At 70.4% G+C, this 15678-nt stretch carries 12 protein-coding genes and 1 tRNA gene; 7 read left to right on the top strand and 6 right to left on the bottom strand.

The genetic code is table 11. The features are described 5' to 3' along the window. Window positions 1–4: 4 nt before the first annotated feature. On the bottom strand, window positions 5–853 hold the full coding sequence (gene fdhD, locus Srubr_RS19700) for a formate dehydrogenase accessory sulfurtransferase FdhD (protein WP_189990784.1): 849 nt from the start codon (window positions 851–853) through the stop codon (window positions 5–7). A 246-nt stretch (window positions 854–1099) separates the two neighbouring features. On the opposite strand from fdhD, the gene Srubr_RS19695 reads away from it, so the two are divergent. Both Srubr_RS19695 and Srubr_RS19690 read left to right on the top strand, forming a co-directional pair. After that, entirely contained in the window at window positions 1100–2047 is a 948-nt protein-coding gene (locus tag Srubr_RS19695) for a beta-ketoacyl-ACP synthase III (protein ID WP_189990786.1), read from the top strand. Between the two features lie 152 nt (window positions 2048–2199). After that, window positions 2200–2877 carry a GntR family transcriptional regulator gene (locus Srubr_RS19690; protein ID WP_189990788.1) on the top strand — a complete coding sequence of 226 codons (678 nt, stop codon included), beginning with the start codon at window positions 2200–2202 and terminating at the stop codon, window positions 2875–2877. Between the two features lie 82 nt (window positions 2878–2959). Here the strand turns inward: Srubr_RS19690 and Srubr_RS19685 are convergent, their stop codons facing one another. From Srubr_RS19685 to Srubr_RS19670, 4 genes are all read right to left on the bottom strand, one after another. Then, the gene (locus tag Srubr_RS19685) at window positions 2960–4369 is read right to left on the bottom strand and encodes an OFA family MFS transporter (protein WP_189990790.1); all 1410 of its coding nucleotides are present in this window, start codon (window positions 4367–4369) and stop codon (window positions 2960–2962) included. Window positions 4370–4502: 133 nt separating this feature from the next. After that, window positions 4503–6647, bottom strand: a complete 2145-nt coding sequence (locus tag Srubr_RS19680; protein WP_189990913.1) for an acetate--CoA ligase family protein — start codon at window positions 6645–6647, stop codon at window positions 4503–4505. 4 nt (window positions 6648–6651) lie between these two features. Beyond that, window positions 6652–7884: a formyl-CoA transferase gene (gene frc / locus Srubr_RS19675; protein ID WP_189990792.1), complete on the bottom strand. Its 1233-nt coding sequence runs from the start codon at window positions 7882–7884 to the stop codon at window positions 6652–6654. Between the two features lie 11 nt (window positions 7885–7895). Then, complete coding sequence (locus Srubr_RS19670) at window positions 7896–9617, bottom strand: thiamine pyrophosphate-binding protein (protein ID WP_189990915.1); 1722 nt, start codon at window positions 9615–9617, stop codon at window positions 7896–7898. Window positions 9618–9938: 321 nt separating this feature from the next. Here Srubr_RS19670 and Srubr_RS19665 point away from each other — a divergent pair. Further along, window positions 9939–10026: transfer RNA gene (locus tag Srubr_RS19665), tRNA-Leu, on the top strand. Between the two features lie 407 nt (window positions 10027–10433). Here Srubr_RS19665 and Srubr_RS19660 read toward each other — a convergent pair. Beyond that, on the bottom strand, window positions 10434–10652 hold the full coding sequence (locus Srubr_RS19660; RefSeq protein WP_189990794.1) for a hypothetical protein: 219 nt from the start codon (window positions 10650–10652) through the stop codon (window positions 10434–10436). Window positions 10653–10750: 98 nt separating this feature from the next. Between Srubr_RS19660 and Srubr_RS19655 the strand changes: the two genes are divergently transcribed. From Srubr_RS19655 to Srubr_RS19640, 4 genes are all read left to right on the top strand, one after another. Beyond that, the gene (locus Srubr_RS19655) at window positions 10751–12364 is read left to right on the top strand and encodes a tetratricopeptide repeat protein (protein WP_229926472.1); all 1614 of its coding nucleotides are present in this window, start codon (window positions 10751–10753) and stop codon (window positions 12362–12364) included. 159 nt (window positions 12365–12523) lie between these two features. Continuing rightward, window positions 12524–13057 carry a hypothetical protein gene (locus Srubr_RS19650; RefSeq protein WP_189990796.1) on the top strand — a complete coding sequence of 178 codons (534 nt, stop codon included), beginning with the start codon at window positions 12524–12526 and terminating at the stop codon, window positions 13055–13057. 107 nt (window positions 13058–13164) lie between these two features. After that, on the top strand, window positions 13165–13761 hold the full coding sequence (locus Srubr_RS19645; RefSeq protein ID WP_189990798.1) for a TetR/AcrR family transcriptional regulator: 597 nt from the start codon (window positions 13165–13167) through the stop codon (window positions 13759–13761). 218 nt (window positions 13762–13979) lie between these two features. Then, the gene (locus tag Srubr_RS19640; RefSeq protein WP_189990800.1) at window positions 13980–15194 is read left to right on the top strand and encodes an MFS transporter; all 1215 of its coding nucleotides are present in this window, start codon (window positions 13980–13982) and stop codon (window positions 15192–15194) included. Window positions 15195–15678: the final 484 nt, after the last annotated feature.

The following is a 15678-nucleotide window of genomic DNA, read 5'->3' as shown; positions in this document are numbered from 1 at the left end:
CTGGTCAGCCGCGGGCGGCCGGTTCCGGCAGGGCGATGCGGTGCTCGCCCGCGTACACGTTCATCGAGGCGCCACGCAGGAAGCCCACCAGGGTCAGACCGGTCTCCGCGGCCAGGTCCACCGCGAGCGAGGACGGCGCCGAGACGGCCGCGAGCACCGGGATGCCCGCCATGACCGCCTTCTGCGCCAGCTCGAAGGAGGCCCGGCCGGAGACCATGAGGATCGTCCGCGACAGCGGCAGCGCGCCGCTCTGCAGCGCCCGTCCCACGAGCTTGTCGACCGCGTTGTGCCGGCCCACGTCCTCCCGGGTGTCCAGCAGCTCCCCGTCCTCGTCGAACAGGGCCGCCGCGTGCAGCCCCCCGGTCCGGTCGAACACCCGCTGGGCCGCCCGCAGCCGGTCGGGGAGGCCCGCCAGCAGCTCGGGGGTGACCCGGAGCGGGGGAGTGTCGGCGATGGTCCAGCGCGCGGTGGTGCGCACGGCGTCCAGGCTGGCCTTGCCGCACAGACCGCACGAGGAGGTGGTGTAGACGTTGCGCTCCAGGGTGAAGTCCGGGAGGGCGACACCGGGGGCGGTGTGCACGTCGACCACGTTGTAGGTGTTGGAGCCGTCCGCCGTGGCGCCCGCGCAGTAGACGATGTTCCGCAGGTCCGCCGCCGTGGCCAGGACGCCCTCGCTCACCAGGAAGCCGGCCGCCAGCGCGAAGTCGTCGCCCGGGGTCCGCATGGTGATCGCCAGCGGCTTGCCGTTCAGCCGGATCTCCAGGGGCTCCTCCGCGACGAGGGTGTCCGGGCGGGTGGAGACCGCCCCGTCCCGGATGCGCAGGACCTTGCGTCGTTCCGTGACTCGTCCCATGTTCCGATCAGCCCCGGTTCTGTGCGTGCTGGCCGCCGACCGTCTCATTGTCCTGCACATGGGGAGCGGGGGACCGGGCGGGGGCGGGGAACGGGGTGGGCGCGCGGATTATGTGGACGTCCGACAGTCTGACGGGAGCCGACAATTGCGGCGCCGGTTTCCTGTGGCCTCACCTGCCGTCGTACCGGCCGGTCACTGACCACACTGGTGCATCCCGCCACCCACGGCCACGAGGGGAACCCCGCAATGAACGGCTCGCGCATCGTCGCCATCGGCCACTACCAGCCCGCCCGGGTGCTCACCAACGACGACCTGGCGGGCATGGTCGACACCAGCGACGAGTGGATCCGCAGCCGGGTGGGCATCCGGACCCGGCGCATCGCCGGCCCCGACGAGCCCGTGGACGAGCTGGCCGCGCACGCCGCCGCCAAGGCCCTCGCCGCGGCCGGGCTGACCCCGGGCGACATCGACCTGGTCCTCGTCGCCACCTCCACCGCCATCGACCGCTCCCCGAACACCGCCGCCCGGGTCGCGGCCCGGCTCGGCATCCCCGGGCCCGCCGCGCTCGACGTCAACGTGGTCTGCGCCGGGTTCACCCACGCCCTCGCCACCGCCGACCACACCCTGCGGGCCGGCGCCGCCACCCGCGCCCTGGTCATCGGCGCCGACAAGATGTCCGACGTCACCGACTGGACCGACCGCAGCACCTGCGTCCTGGTCGGCGACGGGGCCGGCGCCGCCGTCGTGACCGCCTGCCCGCCGGGCGCCGAACCCGGCATCGGGCCGGTGCTGTGGGGCTCGGTGCCCGAGATGGGGCACGCCGTACGGATCGAGGGCACCCCGCCCCGGTTCGCGCAGGAGGGCCAGAGCGTCTACCGCTGGGCCACCACCCGCCTGCCGGCCATCGCCCGCCAGGCCTGCGAGAAGGCCGGGGTGGCACCCGGGGACCTGGCCGGCGTCGTCCTGCACCAGGCCAATCTGCGGATCATCGAACCGCTGGCCCGGAAACTCGGCGCCGTCAACGCGGTGATCGCCCGCGATGTCACCGAGTCCGGCAACACCTCGGCCGCCAGCATCCCGCTCGCCTTCTCCAAGCTGCTCGAACAGGGCGCCCTGAACAGCGGCGACCCGGTGCTGCTGTTCGGCTTCGGCGGCAACCTCTCCTACGCCGGGCAGGTCGTGCGCTGCCCCTGAGGTCCGGCCGCCGCGCGTACGCGCTTCCGCGCGCCTCCTGAACGGCCTTCCGGGGGCCTCCGTACGGGATTCCGCGCACCGTAGACTGTAGACGAAAGACAATCGATACCGAGCGTCCATCGCCCGCGTCAGACCCGCCCAGGAGGACCGCGATGTCGTCGACCGGACTGCCGCACGGGACGGTGCCCAGGCTGGAGCGGCCGGGCCCGCTGCGCGAGCGCGTGTACGAGGCGCTGCTGGAACTCATCACCACCCGCGCCCTGCGCCCCGGACAGCACCTGGTGGAGAGCGAACTCGCCGGGCACCTCGGTGTCTCCCGGCAGCCCGTGCGCGAGGCGCTGCAGCGGCTGAACACCGAGGGGTGGGTCGATCTGCGGCCCGCCCAGGGCGCGTTCGTGCACGAGCCGACCGAGGAGGAGGCCGACCAGCTGCTCACGGTCCGCACCCTGCTGGAGGCGGAGGCCGCCCGGCTGGCCGCCGCGCACGCGGACAGCGCCGGTGTCGCCGCCTTGAAGGAGCTGTGCGCCGAGGGTGAGCAGGCCGTGGCGGCCGAGGACGTGGACCGCGCGGTCGCCCTCAACGCGGCCTTCCACGGCAAGGTGATGGAGCTGGCCGGCAACACGGTCCTCGCCGGGCTCGCCGCCCAGGTGGACCGGCGGGTCCGCTGGTACTACACCCCGGTGGCCCGGCAGCGCGGCAGCCAGTCGTGGGTCGAGCACCGGGAACTGATCGCCGCCATCGACGCCCGGGACGAGCAGCGCGCCACCCGGCTGATGCGCGAACACACCGAGCACACCCGGCGGTCGTACCACGAGCGCGAGACCGCCTGACCGACACCCGCCGGGCGTCCCCCCGTTCGCTCATGGACGGGGGAACGCCCGGAACAGTACGGCGGGTTGAGCGGGTGGGCCGTCAGGTGGCCGGACGGGGCGCCGGGGCCGGCATCCGGTCCGTGCCGCCCCGGCCCGGCTGCCGCAGCAGCAGGGCCAGCGCCGCCGCCACCATCGAGACACCGCCGGCCAGCGCGTAGGCGCCGTCGTAGCCCCAGGCGCCGACCACCATGGAGCCGAGGCCGCCGCCGAACAGCCCGCTGATCAGCTTGCCGCTGTACACCAGACCGTAGTTGGTGGCGTTGTAGTTCTCGCCGAAGTAGTCCGGGGTCAGCGCCGCGAACAAGGGGTAGAACGCGCCGCCGCCGAAGCCGGAGAGGAAGGCGAAGAACAGGAACAGCCACTGGTTCTTCACCTCGCCGGCCCAGATGACACCGAACTGGGCGAGCCCCAGCACGACGATGACGAACACCAGCGTCGTCCTGCGGCCCCACAGGTCCGACAGCCAGCCCACCACCGCGCGGCCGATGCCGTTGATGACGGCCATGACACCCATCGAGGAGGCCGCGACCAGGGGACCGAAACCGACCTCCTTGGCGAAGTCGACCTGGAAGGAGATCCCGAAGATCGAGACCCCGGCCGTCATCACGACCATGACCCACATCAGCGGCAGCATCCCGGTCCGCACGGCCTCTTTGGGCGTGAACTGGCGTACCGCCGGCGGGTTCTTCGCCAGGCTCTTGGCACTCGTGCCGCTCGCCGGGCCCAGCGGCGGGGCCACGTCGGCGGGCCACCAGTTCTTCGGCGGGTCCTGGAAGAAGAACGCGCAGACGGCGACCACCAGCAGCACGTAGCAGCCGATCAGGTCGAGCACCCGGTCGTAATCCCCGGTGTCGAACGCGTAGTTGAAGATGAAGATGAAGGGCAGCGAGCCGTAGGCGAAGCCCCCGTTGACGAAGCCGGTCTTCGCCCCGCGCCGCTCCGGGAACCACTTGCCGACCATGTTGATGCACGTCGCGTAGATCAGCCCGGAACCGACCCCGCCCACGACACCGAAACCCACGATCGCCGGTAAGACGTCGCGCAGATGGGCCAGGGCCAGGAAGCCGAGCAGACACATCACGGCGCCGATGTACATCGCCCGGCGCGCCGTGAGCAGGCCCCGCTCGCGCAGCCAGCCCGCCGGGAACGCGATGCCCGCCTGGAAGAAGATCCAGACGCTCAGGATCCAGAACGTGTCGCTCTGGGTCCAGCCGTGGGCCGCGGACAGGGTGTCCTCCGCGGAGCCGTAGGCGTACTCCGAGACACTGATGGCCATCATGGAGACCCACGGGAGATACACCATGAGCTTGCGGGAGTGACCGAGGATGTCCCGGTCCGTCTCGCCGACGCGGTAGACCCGGCCGCGGGCGTCGGTCACCTCGCGGTAGGCGTGGTGCGGCCGGTCCGGTTCGGCCGGGGTCTGCCGTGTCTTCATGCGATCTGACGTCATGTCAGGCCAGCTCCTCGCCGGTGGGGGGAACGGATGGAGGACGGACGGTGCGCCGGGCACGGGGTGGGGCCCGGCGCCGTGCGGAGGGGGGAGGAGGGTGGGTCACACCCCTGGTGCGGTGGCGCCGGTCACCTCATGAACCGCCGGGCAGCAGGCCGGCCGCCCGCGCCCAGCGGTACTTGGCGCCGAGCACGGCCACCGGCTTCTCGGTCGTGTACGGATACGCCACGACCCCCCGCTCGAACAGGTACCGGCAGGCCCCCTCGACCTCCACGTCACCGGCGAGGGAGGCCACCACCGGCTTCTCCACGCCCCGTTCGCGGAACTCGGCCACCAGCCGGGCGGTCAGCTCCGCGAACACCATCGGCGGGGTGACGATGGTGTGCCAGTAGCCCAGCACCAGCGCGTGCACACGCGGGTCCGCCAGTCCCAGCCGGATCGTCGCCTCGTACGTCGCCGGCGGCTCGCCCCCGGTGATGTCGACCGGGTTGCCGGCCGCGCCGAACGGCGGGATGAACCGGCGGAAGGCCGCGTCCAGGTCGGGCGGGATCTCCATCAGCGACAGCCCGTTGTCCGCCACCGCGTCCGACAGCAGCACCCCGCTGCCGCCCGCGCCGGTGATGATGACGACGTTGTCGCCTCGCGGGGTGGGCAGGACCGGCAACGCGCGCGCGTACTCCAGCAGGTCCTCCAGGCCCGGCGCCCGGATCACCCCGGCCTGCCGGAGGATGTCGTCGTAGACCGCGTCGTCGCCCGCGAGCGCCCCGGTGTGCGAGCCGGCCGCCCGCGCGCCCGCCGCCGTACGGCCCGCCTTCAGCACCACCACCGGCTTCCTCGGCACGACCTCGCGGGCCGCCGCCACGAACGCCCGCCCGTCCTTGAGGTCTTCCAGGTGCATGGCGACGCACTCGGTGTGCGGATCCTCGCCGAACCAGGTCAGCAGGTCGTCCTCGTCCAGGTCGGCCTTGTTGCCGAGGCCGACGATCGCCGACACGCCCGTCCTCGTGGTGCGCGCGAAGCCGAGGACGGCCATGCCGATGCCACCGGACTGCGAGGTCAGCGCCACCGGGCCCTTGACGTCGTACGGCGTGCAGAACGTGGCGCACAGGTCCTGCCAGGTGGAGTAGTAGCCGTAGATGTTCGGGCCGAGCAGGCGCATGCCGTACCGCTCGGCGATCTCCACCAGCTCCGCCTGGAGCGCGTCCTCGCCGGTCTCCGCGAACCCGGACGGGATGAGCACCGCGTTGGGGATTCCCTTGCGCCCCGCCTCCTCCAGCGCCGCCGCCACCAACCGGGCCGGGATGGCGAAGACGGCCACGTCGACCTCGCCGGGCACGTCGGCGACGCTCTTGTACGCCTTGCGGCCCAGGATGTCGTCGGCCCGGGGATTGACCGGATGGACGTCACCGGCGAACCCGCCGTCGAGGAGGTTGCGCAGCACCGAATTGCCGATCTTCCCCGGCTCGCCGGAGGCACCGATCACCGCGACCGAGTGCGGGCGCATCAGCCGGCGCATCGAGGCGAGGATCTCCTCGCGGCTGTACGTCCGCCGGGGTGCCGGCCGCCGCTCGGCGAGGATGATCCGGATGTCGGCGGCGACCGCGCCCCGGTCCGTGGCGATCACCGGATTGAGGTCGACCTCCCCGATCCCGGGGAAGTCCGCGACCAGTTGCGACACCCGCCGGATCTGCTCGGCCAGCGCCCACCGGTCCACCCCGGCCCGGCCGCGGACCCCGCGCAGGATCTGGGCCGCCCGGATGGAGTCGAGCATCGACAGCGCCTCGTCGGCCGAGACGGGAGCGAGGCGGAACGTCACGTCCTTCAGCACCTCCACCAGCACCCCGCCCAGCCCGAACGCCACCACCTTCCCGAAGGCCGGATCGGTGACCGCGCCGACGATGACCTCCTGGCCCGCCGGCAGCAACTCCTGTACCAGCACGCCCTCGATACGGGCCCCCGCGTCGTAGGCACGTACGTTGCCGACGATCTCGTGGAACGCCGCCCGCACCCGGTCCGCGCCCTCCGCCCCCACGACCACCCCGCCGGCCTCGGTCTTGTGCAGGATGTCCGGCGAGACGATCTTCAGCACCACGGGCCCGCCCAGCCGCGCCGCCGCGGCCACCGCCTCGTCCACGTCCCGGGCCAGTTCCTCGCCCGGTACGGCGATCCCGTAGGCGTCGGCGACCACCCTGCCCTCGGGCGCGGTCAGCGCGGTACGGCCCTCGGCCCGCACCGACTCCAGCAGCGCCCGCACCCGGGCCACCCGGTCCTCGTCCAGCACCTCAGATCACCCCGTCCGACTTCAGAAGGCGCAACTCGTCCTCGCCGAGGCCCAGTTCACCGGCGTAGACCTCTTCGTTGTGCTGGCCGAGCAGCGGCGAGGAGGTCACCTCCACGGGGGAGTCGGAGAGTTTGATCGGGCTGCCGACGGTGACGAACTCGCCGCGTTCGGGGTGCGGGACGCGGACCACCATGCCGTCGGCGGCCAGCGAGGGGTCCTCGATGATCTCCTTGGTGGACAGGATCGGGCCGCACGGGATGTCGTGCGCGGTCAGCCGCTCCAGCACCTCCCACTTGGGCAGCGTGGCCGACCACTCCTCGATGAGCTGGAACATCTTGTTCAGCTTCGGCAGCCGGGCCTCCGGCGTGGCCCACTCGGGGTCGTCGGCGAGTTCGGGCCGGCCGATGAGCTCGGTGACCGGCCGCCAGCCGACGGGCTGGACGATGACGTACACGTAGTCGTTCGGGCCGCCCGGCGCGCACTTGACCGCCCAGCCCGGCTGGCCGCCGCCGGAGGCGTTCCCCGAACGGGGGACCTCCTCGCCGAAGTCCTCGTTGGGGTATTCGGCGAGCGGCCCGTGAGCCAGCCGCTGCTGGTCGCGTAGCTTCACCCGGCACAGGTTGAGCACGGCGTGCTGCATGGCCACGTCGACCCGCTGCCCGCGCCCGGTCCGCTCCCGCTGGAACAGGGCCGCGAGTATCCCGGCCACGGCGTGCACCCCCGTCCCCGAGTCCCCGATCTGGGCCCCCGTCGCCAGCGGCGGACCGTCTTCGAAACCGGTGGTCGCCATCGACCCGCCCATGGCCTGCGCGACGACCTCGTAGGCCTTGAACCGGGTGTACGGGCCGTTCCCGAACCCCTTGATGGAGGCATAGACGATCCGCGGGTTGATCTCCTGGACGCGCTCCCAGGGGAAGCCCATCCGGTCGACCGCGCCCGGCCCGAAGTTCTCGACCATGACGTCCGAGCGGCGGATCAGCTCGGTGAGGATCTCCTTGCCGCGCTCGGTCTTGGTGTTCAGCGTGATGCCGCGCTTGTTGCAGTTGAGCATCGTGAAGTACAGCGAGTCGGCGTCCGGCAGGTCCCGCAGCTGCCTGCGGGTGATGTCACCGGTCGGCGCCTCCAGCTTGACGACGTCCGCGCCGAGCCAGGCGAGCAGCTGGGTGGCGGACGGCCCGGACTGGACGTGGGTCATGTCGAGGACGCGAATGCCCTCAAGAGCCTTGGCGGACATGGGCGTTCACCTCACTTGTACATGGTCTGGTTCATGGTTCCGGGGGCGTACGCGTCCGGGTCGACCCAGACGTTGATCAGTGACGGCTTCCCGGACTCGCGGGCCCGGCGCAGGGCGGGGCCGATGTCGGCCGGGTCGCGGACCTCCTCGCCGTGACCGCCCAAAATCCGCGCGAACTGGTCGTACGGCACGTCACCGAGGGTGTTGCCGACCCGCTCGCGGTCCTTGCCGTACTTGGCGGCCTGGCCGTAACGGATCTGGTTCATGGAGGAGTTGTTGCCGACGATGCCGACGAACGGCAGGTCGTAGCGGACGAGGGTCTCGAAGTCCCAGCCGGTCAGGGAGAAGGCGCCGTCGCCGAAGAGGGCGACCACCTCCTTGTCCGGGCGGGCCTGCTTGGCGGCGAGCACGAAGGGAATGCCGACGCCGAGGGTGCCGAGCGGGCCGGGGTCCATCCAGTGGCCGGGTGACTTGGGCTGGACGACCTGCCCGGAGAAGGTGACGATGTCGCCGCCGTCGCCGATGTACACCGAGTCCTCGGTGAGGAAGTCGTTGATCTCGCTGACCAGCCGGTACGGGTGGATGGGCGAGGCGTCCGACCTGAGCTGCGGCAGCCGCTTGTCGAGGGCCGCCCGTTCGGCCGCGCGCAGCTCCTCCAGCCACTCCTTGCGCCGCACGGCCCCGTCGTCGGTCCGGCCGGACGCGGCCTCGGTGACGGCCTTCAGCACCAGTCCGGCGTCGCCGACGATCCCGAGGCCGATGTCGCGGTTCTTGCCCACCGTCCGGTAGTCGAGGTCGATCTGCACGACCGTGGCGGTGGGGGAGAGGCGCCTGCCGTAGCCCATGCGGAAGTCGAACGGGGTGCCGACGATCACGATGACGTCGGCGTGCGAGAAGGCGTACCGGCGGGAGAGCTGGAAGTGGTGCGGGTCGCCGGGCGGGAGGGTGCCGCGCCCGGCGCCGTTCATGTACGCCGGGATGTTCAGGGTGCGCACCAGCTCGACGGCCGCATCGGTGCCGCGGGTCGTCCAGACCTGGCCGCCCAGCAGGATGGCGGGTTTCCGGGCGTGCACCAGCAGGTCGGCGAGCCGTTCGACCGCCTCCGGGTCGCCGGCCGAGCGGGTCGAGGCCCGGTAGGCCCCGGCCCGTGGCACCCGGGCCTGCTCGCGCGGCACCTTGGCGTCGAGGACGTCCCGGGGGATCTCCAGGAAGGAGGGGCCGGGGGCACCGTGGTAGCACTCGCGGAAGGCCATCGACACCATGTCCGCGGCGCGGGCGGTGTGCGGCACGGTCGCCGCGAACTTGGTGATCGGCGTCATCATGTCGACGTGCGGCAGGTCCTGGAGGGACCCCATCTTGTGCTGGCTGAGCGCGCCCTGGCCGCCGATGAGCAGCATCGGGGACTCGGCGCGGAAGGCGTTGGCGACCCCGGTGACGGCGTCGGTCGTGCCGGGGCCGGCGGTGACCACCGCGCAGCCCGGTTTGCCGGTGATCCGGGCGTACCCGTCGGCGGCGTGCGCGGCGACCTGCTCGTGACGTACGTCGACGACCTCTATCCCCTCGTCCACGCAGCCGTCGTAGATGTCGATGATGTGGCCGCCGCACAGGGTGTAGACGCGGTCGACCCCTTCGGCCTTCAGCGCCTTGGCGACGAGATGGCCGCCGGAGATCAGGTCCTGGGCGGGTTGGTTGTCCTGGGTGCCGTCGGGGGTGTCGCCGGTGGTGTGGGGCATGGCGAGGTCCTCTCCCTTGCCGAGGCGTGCATACAGCACATTGCATACAGTCGACGAATACTGTATGGACTCGTTATCCCTCATCCGGCGGGCGCTGTCCAGGGGGTGTGGGCACTTCCGGCCACCGCGCCCGGCGGTTCCCGGCCGGTCACACACTGTGCGGCCGCCCTCGCGTACCGTGCGCGGCGGGCGGGCCTTGCAGGTGGGAGCGTTTCCGGCTGGCGCCCGGCGGCGGATACGCAGGTGAAACGCACTCCGAAACCTTGGTATTGTTGTCCATGTCGCCGCGGGGAACACGCCCCGCAAGGCGGCAGACACCTAGTCCGGGTGGCGGAATGGCAGACGCGCTAGCTTGAGGTGCTAGTGCCCTTTATCGGGCGTGGGGGTTCAAGTCCCCCCTCGGACACCAGTGGAAGACCCCTGTTCATCAGGGGTCTTCTGCATTTCTGGGCGGCAGCGTGACCGACCACGTGACCAACAGCCCAGAGAGTTGCCTGGTCAGACCAGGGATGACAGGCCGAGCCTGTTGGCTCCGGAGGCGGCGAGCTTCCGGGCTCCGTTCTTACGTGAGTGGCCGTAGCGGGCCATGGTGTAGCCCAGCGAGTGGTGCCGGACGTTCGCGGAAACCTCTACGGGGTTCTCCCCGGCCTCCAGATCGTTCGTGACCTTGCTGTGCCTCCGGTCGTGGATGCGGAAGTCGTCCGGCAGGTGCAGCCGGTTCCGGAGGGTGCGCCACCGTGCCGAGACCTCTCGGGGTCCTGGGGCCCGCCTGCCTCGCCCCGGTAGAGCGTGAAGCCGTCGCGGGCGAACACCAGGTCATGATCCCGTCCACGCGGAGCCGAGTCGTTCGCGTTCGGCGTCCTGGCGCTCCTTCCGCCACTTGAGGACGTTTATCACGGACTGATCCACGTAGATCACGGCGTTGGCGTCACCGTCTTTGGTCAGTTTCCGCAGCCGGTAGGTGTTGCCTTCCTCGACCACGACCCAGCCCGGTTCGATGGAGCCCTCAGCCCAGTTGATGAGGGACCACTTCATACCCAGGACTTCACTGCGCCGCACTCCGGTGCCGGCGTAGACGGTCCACAGCGGAGGTTGGCGGGTTGCCGGACACGCAAACTCGGACTATCAATGCGGTGTGGGATATCTCCCTTGCGCTGGCGAATGCCCTTCGGATCTTGCATCGACTGAACGTATTGGACGATGACCCGGCTAGCGGTACTGTCCGCGTTCACCAGCTGATTCAGCGAGCCGTCCGTGAAAACGAAGAAACACAGGATCATTTGACTGAACTGGTTTCTTCGGGCGCTGAATCCTTGATGGAGATTTGGCCGGATGTCGAGCGTGACGCCACCCTCTCATTGCTTTTGCGTGCAAATGCAGGCGCATTGATTGATCGTGACGGTGAATATCTTTGGCAGGGGACTGCTCACCCTATGCTATTTCGATTGGGTCGAAGCCGAGGAGAGTCGGGTGAAGTTGATGGCGCTGTTGCGTATTTCGCATCCCTGGCTGTCGATGCTCACAGCAAGTTGGGTCGTGACCACCCTGACACCCTTACTGCCCGCAATGAAGTGGCTTACTGGCGGGGGGAGATGGGCGACGTGGCGGGTGCTCTTGCCGCAACAGAGGAACTGTTGGTTGACCAGGTGCGAGTGCTCGGGCCCGACCATCCCTGGACCTTCGCCAGTCGGGGCAATGCCGCTGGATGGCGGGGTGATTTGGGGGATGTTGCTGGTGCTGTTGCTGCCTACCAGGAACTGCTCAGTGATCAACTACGAGTACTTGGTCCTGATCATCCAGGCGTACTTGCCACTCGAAACAACCTTGCTGCGATGCGGGGGTACGCCGGTGACGCGGCGGGGGCGGCCGCGGCTTTCGAAGAGCTGCTGGTGGAATGTCAGAATGTGCTGGGACCTGACCATCCCCGCACTCTCGCCACCCGCGGCAACCTTGCGTTCTGGCGAGCCAAGATGGGTGACTTGGAGACGTCTCGCAGCGCGTATGCAGATCTACTGGCTGATCGGCTGCGAGTGCTTGGCCCTGACCACAGGGATACCCTTAATTCACGCAGTGATCTCGCAGCGGTTCAAGGTGAGGCGGGAGACAGTGTTGGTGCGGTATCCGCCTACGAGCAGTTGCTGGCTGATCGACTCCGGGTGCTTGGGCCCGACCACCCCGACACACTAGCCACGCGCAGCAACCTCGCCGGCTGGCGGGGGGAGGTGGGCGACCTACAGGGTGCAATCGCGGCCACCGAGGAACTCTTGGCTGATCAACTGCGGGTGCTCGGCCCTGATCATCCGGATACGCTTGCGACCCGCAACAATCTTGCCGGAAGGCGCGGGCAAGCGGGCGATGTGGCTGCTGCTATCGCCGCGTACGAAGACCTGCTTGACCATCAGTCGCGGGTCCTAGGGGCTGATCATCCGAGCACTCTTGCGACCCGTGCCAATCTCGTCGGCTTCCGAGGGGAGTCCGGGGACGCCTCAGGAGCGCGTATCGCTCAGATGGATCTCCTCGCCGACCGACTGCGGATTCTCGGCGCCGACCACCCAGACACCCTGGCCACCCGCTATGCCTTGGCTGCGCTGCAGGGCCAGGCGGGGGATGCGGCAGGCGCTGCCAGCGCATACGAGGAGTTGCTGGCCGACATGTTCCGTGTCCTAGGGCCGCTTCATCCTGTCACCTTTGATGCATTTTGTGAGATGCAGTACTGGAGAGGTCGGGCTGCAGCAGACCCACAGTAGTGCTGCCGGTGATGTTCCTCCTTGGGGGCCCGGGGAAGAGGATCGCACCCGGGCCGTCATGGACGCCGTGCTCGGCGGACTGCGGACCGGGTGCGGACAGCTAAGCGGTGCGACCTGTGGAAGTGCAGGTCAGGCTGCCTAGAGGGAGATCAGGCCTTCTTGGTCTCCGCCAAGAAGACGTCCACCGAGGCATGGGCCTTCGAAGTGGCCCGCAGGCGCCTGAGGGGCGGGGGTGCGCAGCGACAGGCCGGCGATGACGGGCTGCCCCTGTCGGACCGTCCGTCGATCGCGTTGGCGGAGCGGGCGGTGCGCAAATCGCCCGGCCGCGATGGCGCGCGGAGCCTGGTCGATGCCGCACGGCGGGCCGGCATCGCCATCGAGGCGGCGGCGCTCGTGCGCGACCTCATCGATTCGGCGGGGGTTGCCACCGCCGAGGAGGTGCTGCGGGGCATCAGGGAGGAGGCGGCGGACCGTACCGCCCAACTCGATCGCCCGACGAGCGAGTTGATGAGCCACACGGAGTGCCGGTACTGCGGTCACGCCATAGCCCGGATCGTGGACGCTCCCTGGCTCCATAGCGCTGCGGCGCCCATGTCCCGAGGTTGTCGCGCCGCCAGTTACGACCGCGACGGCACTTGGGACGATTTCCTGGACCGGGTGTGGGAGGCGACTCCGTCGAAGTCGTACCGGTGAGTCTTCCGTAGGGGTCGTGGCGGAGCGATGGGATGAGTCGGGGGAGCCGCAGGCGGGGGATGGGGTGCCGTATTGCAATGGTCGGTCCAAAAACGTAGTCTCTGCGTATGGCCCGACCGAGGACGTTCGACGAAGAGCAGGCTCTGGACGCGGCGATGCGGACCTTCTGGCGGAAGGGGTACGAGGCCACCTCCACCGAGGATCTGTGTGCCGCCACCGGACTGGGGCGCAGCAGCATCTACAACACCTTCAAGAGCAAGCACGCCCTGTTCCAGCGTGTCCTGCACCGCTATATGACCACCATGAACGCGGGTCAGGCGGCCGTTCTGGAGGATCCGGAACTCAGTGGTGCCGACCGGATCCGTGCCCTGTTCGCCCGGGTGCTCGACGGTGACGCCGAGAACCGGCCCACCGGCCGCAGCCTGGGATGTCTCGGCGTGAACACCACCATCGAGCTCGCCGGGCGTGACGCCGTCGCGGCCGGGATGCTGGAACGCGACACCGCCCATCGGCTGGACATGCTGCGTGCCGCCGTCGAGGCCGGCCGGCGTGACGGCAGCATCACTTCCTCCCGGGACACGGGCGACCTGGCCCGGTTCCTCAACGCCACCATCGCGGGCCTGCGTGTCTCCGCCCAGGGCGGTGCCGACCGGGCCGCGCTGGACGCCGTCGTCGCGATCGCCCTCGACGCGCTCACCGCCTGACCTGACTGGCCGGCTCCGGCTGACTGCCGGTCGCGCCTGCCGGGTCGGTGGGGAGGGCCGTGGCGCGTCGTGGGCCTCGCTGCTGACCAAATTTTGAACCGACCCATCCAAAACTTCTTGTCTGTGACGATCTCTCGCGTCCTCGTTTTGGACAGGTCATTACGTAACCAGTCCTCCCGCCGACCCAGTGCGGGTTCACATTCGAAGGAGTAACCGCCGTGCCCCGTGCCGTCTACGTCCTGGCGCTCGGCATCTTCGCCATGGTGACCAGCGAGTTCGCGGTCGCCGGCCTGATGCCGCAGATGGCCGCCGGCCTGCACGCCACCGTTCCGCAGATCGGCTACCTCATCACCGCGTTCGCCGCCGCCATGGCCCTCGGCGGCCCGGTGCTCACCGTGGCGGTGATGAAACTCCCGCCCCGCACCGCCCTCCTGGTGCTGTTCGCCGTCTTCCTGGCCGGCAACGTCCTCGCCGCCACCGCGACCGGCTACGGCACCATGCTCGTCGCCCGGATCGTGACCGGCGTCGCCTCCCAGGCCTTCTTCGGCGTCGCCATCTCGCTGTGCGCCCGGCTCACTCGGCCCGAGATACGGGGGCGGGCCATCGCCGTGGCCATGAACGGGCTGATGCTCGGCACCCTGCTCGGGCTTCCGCTGTCCACCCTGATCGGCGAACGGCTCGGCTGGCGCGCCGCGTTCTGGGCCGTCTCGGTGCTCGCCCTGGCCGCCGCCGCGGCCACAGCGGCCGGTGTGCCGCGCCTGGCCGCCGCCCCGAGCGGGGGTCTGCGCGCCGAGGCCGGTGTCTTCGCCCGGCCCCGGCTGTGGCTGGCGCTGATCACCAGCACGCTGATCATCGGCGCCACCTTCTCCGCCTTCAGCTACTTCAACCCCATCCTCACCGGTCTCACCGGCTTCTCCGCGGGCACCGTCCCGCTGCTGCTGATCGCCTACGGCGCCGCCACCGTCATCGGCAACACGGTCGTCGGGCGGTTCGCCGACCGGTACACCCTGCCGGTCCTCGCCATCGGCCTGGCGCTCAGCCTGCTCTTCCTGACCGGCTTCGCGGTCTTCGCCGGTGTGCCCGCCCCCGCCGTGGTCTGCATGCTGGGGGTCGGCCTGGTGGGCGTCACCATGAACCCGGCCATGGTCACCCGGGTGCAGCGCGCGGGCAACGCCGGGCCGCTGGTCAACACCGTCCACTCCTCCTTCATCACGCTCGGCGTCATCCTCGGCTCGTCCCTCGGTGCCGTCGCCATCGACCTGTGGAGCCTGCGTGCCCCGCTCTGGCTCGGCGCCGGCCTCGCCGCCGTAGGACTGCTCACCGTCCTGCCCGAACTCGGCCGCAACGGCGGTACGTCGGCCGGCATGGGCGAAGTGGCGTCAGAGGCCGGGGCAGAGCCGGCCGGTCTGCGGGAAGCGGTACGCGAGGCCTGACCGGTCGGCGGACGCCGGGGCGCGGGGGCGTCGACATCGTGCATCGTGCCGGGCCGGGCGTGGGGATCACGCCCGGCCGGGCGCCGGGACTGCGTCGGGCCGGGCGCGGCCTTACGCCGGGTCGGGTGGGGGGACTCGCTGGGCCGACCGCGGGTGCCGTGTCGTGCTGGACGCCGATGTCGCGCCGGGCTTGTTGTGGGCTTGCGCGGACTGGACGAGGGCATTGCGCCGGGCTTGTTGTGGGCTTGCGCGGACTGGACGAGGGCATTGCGCCGGGCCGGGGTACCGGGATCGTATGGCCGGCCGCCGGCATCGAGCTGCGCCGGGCGGTGCCGGTATCACGCGGGCCGGCAGCCGGCATGTGCCCGCCGATACCTCGCCGGCCCGGCCGCCGATACCTCGCCGGCCCGGCCGTCGATACCCCACCGGGCCGGCCGCCAACGCCTCGCCAGGGCGCCCACCAACGCCTCGCCAGGGCGCCCGC

Source organism: Streptomyces rubradiris (assembly GCF_016860525.1).
Taxonomy (GTDB): Bacteria; Actinomycetota; Actinomycetes; order Streptomycetales; family Streptomycetaceae; genus Streptomyces; species Streptomyces rubradiris.
This window is presented reverse-complemented; position numbering and strand designations above follow the sequence as displayed.